3 protein-coding genes are annotated in these 2,497 nt (G+C 49.2%); all 3 read right to left on the bottom strand.

Features of this window, described 5'->3' with window-relative positions:
- Positions 1-701: DUF368 domain-containing protein (locus DT343_RS18435; protein WP_146756790.1), on the bottom strand; the 701-nt coding region annotated here is incomplete at its 3' end.
- Positions 691-1,551: a hypothetical protein gene (locus tag DT343_RS18430; protein ID WP_112863912.1), complete on the bottom strand. Its 861-nt coding sequence runs from the start codon at positions 1,549-1,551 to the stop codon at positions 691-693. The genes DT343_RS18435 and DT343_RS18430, both read right to left, overlap by 11 nt.
- A partial coding sequence (locus tag DT343_RS18425) for a transporter associated domain-containing protein (protein WP_112863910.1) occupies positions 1,551-2,497 on the bottom strand: 947 nt, incomplete at its 5' end. The genes DT343_RS18430 and DT343_RS18425, both read right to left, overlap by 1 nt.

The raw sequence follows: 2,497 nt of genomic DNA, 5'->3' as shown, positions 1-2,497 counted from the left end.
GTAATATCGTGATAATGGGCGAACAGGTATTTTAATATTTGCGCGAAGCTCAGCAGTCCGATGCAGGCACCACCGATAAATACGGCGATGACGGTGAGATTTTTATCATGTACCGCGCCAATCACAAATTCATAAGTCCCGAGCAGAACCAAAATAAAAGAGCCTGAAATACCAGGCAGAATCATGGCGCAAATTGCCAGCATGGCACAGAAAAAGAGGTAGGCAAGGGAAATATCGGCAGTAGCGGCAGGCGGCAGGTATACGATGATTAAGGCGGCAATGCAGGCTATCGCGGCAGTCATTATTTTTTTGGCATCCCAATGCGCAATGCTGCGGTATAAAAACCATATGCTTGATGCCACCAGTCCGAAGAAAAACGCCCAAATTATGACCGGCTGCTGCAACAGCAAATATTTAATGATGCCGGCTAAGAGAAAAATCGCCGACACGATACCTGCCAATAAGGCGCAGAGAAAATTGCCGTTGATCGTCCGCCATAGGGCGGCAAAGCCCTGTTTTTTCCACAGCTGCCACAGCTGCGGCTTAATGGCGGCGATGCTGCCGATCAGTTCTTCGTAAATGCCGGCGATAAGGGCAATTGTGCCGCCCGATACGCCGGGAACGACGTCCGCCGCCCCCATCGCCATGCCTTTGAAATAAATCGCCGCATAATCGCGCAAACGTCTTGCTTTATTTTCCATCGGAGAGTTCCTTTCTATCTGCTTCTGCAATTTGCTGCAAGAGTACCCAGCGCATGATGCGGCTCATTTCGCGTTCGTTATAATCCAAAAGCGCCAGATAAAAGGCTTTTTGAAAGCCGCAGCCGCCTTCGGCGATACTGCTGATGACTTCGCCTTCAAATTGCTGATTGAGTTGCGCCAATAATTGGCGGTATTGCCGCGCTGCGCCGCGTTGTTCCAAATAGTTCATACGATGACGCGCATCCGCACTGCCGAAAGCGCTGAGCATCAAGGCTTGAATAAAACCGGCATTGCGCTGCATAAAATTCACTGAAGCCGCAATACCTGCTTGATTGTGTTCGCTAAAATCAATATGCCGGCAGTGATCGTCGGCAATCTCGCCTAAAGTATCCGCTTCATTGTAGCGGTAGCGGATATAGCGCATGACGCTGTCTAAAGAAGCATAGGGCAGTTCGCGCTGCCATTGCAGACGCAATTCATGCAGATATTGCATCCAAATTTTATTGTGCTGTGTCGCACTGTCGCTGTCGCGCGCTTGGGCATGGCGCACGTCTTGGACAAAGCTGTCGTAAATATGCGGTCGGTGGGCACGCATCACATCAACCAAGGGCATCTGCATGAGTTGGTAATTCAGGCGCGATTGCACATAGCCCTGATACAGCAGGGGTATGCACATGAGCAATAACAAGGATAAGACGATAGTGCTGATTTGCATGAAATGTTTTTCTTCCGGCAGACTTTGCATTTCATTGTCAGCATCAATATGTCTTAGGCGAAATAACCATACCGCACGCACAATGCTCCATGCCAAGAGCGGCATCAGAAGCATAAGCAATAGGATGAGCCACATTAATTATCTTCGTCCTCTGGCGGCAATAACTCGATTTCGCTTTGCTCGACAATGCCGTTGGCAAATGCCTTCACGCGCACGATACAGCCCTCTAACGCTACTTCCGTACCGACTTTGGGGAAATTGCCCAAGGTTTCGATAATCAAGCCCGATAAAGTATTCGGACCGTCCAAAGGCAGACGCAGCCCTAATTCGCGGTTTAACACGCGCAGACTGATACCGCCCTGTACATCATAGCGCTGCTCGCTAAGCGCCACGATTTCAGGCAGGGCTTCTTCTTCGGTTTCGCTGATATCGCCGACGATATGCGTCAGAATATCTTCTAAGGTAACCATGCCTTGAATATCGCCGTATTCGTCCACCACTAAGCCGGCGCGCTGTTTTTGCTGACGAAACAGCAGAAGCTGTTGGCGCAATAAGGTATGTTCAGGAATAAATACGCAGGGGCGCATAATTTCTGTAATTGCCTGCACATTAAAACGCTCGTCACGATATAAGGAAATGATGTCACACAGATGCAAAATACCTTCCACTTGATCTAAATGATCGCGATAGACCACCAAACGGCTATGCCGGGTTTGATGAATTTGCGCGCTGATATCCTCCCAACTGTCATTTAAATCGATGCCGACAATCTCCTGGCGCGGCACCATAACTTCATCCACCGTCGCATCTTCCAGCTCTAAAACGTTTATCAGCATATCTTGATCGCCGGAAGCACTGGGCGGCACGGCGGTCATAACGATGGTTTTCAGCTCCTCATTGGTCAGCAAGTCTTTGTTACTGCTTTGGCTGTCTATGCCGAAAGGTTTAAATAGCAGAGCAATAAGGCGGTTTAAGACCCAGACTAAGGGATAAAGCACGGCAACTAAAAACAGTAAAACGCGCGAAGCCGGCATGGCAATGCGTTCAGGCATAATCGCGGCAAATGTTTTAGGCGCGATTT

It is taken from the genome of Brevundimonas vesicularis, from assembly GCF_900445985.1.
Lineage (GTDB): Bacteria > Pseudomonadota > Alphaproteobacteria > Caulobacterales > Caulobacteraceae > Brevundimonas > Brevundimonas vesicularis_D.
This window is presented reverse-complemented; position numbering and strand designations above follow the sequence as displayed.

Bases quoted from the DNA above. Each gene is read 5' to 3' on its own strand.
- DT343_RS18430 (WP_112863912.1), bottom strand. From the start codon at position 1,551: ATGTGGCTCATCCTATTGCTTATGCTTCTGATGCCGCTCTTGGCATGG.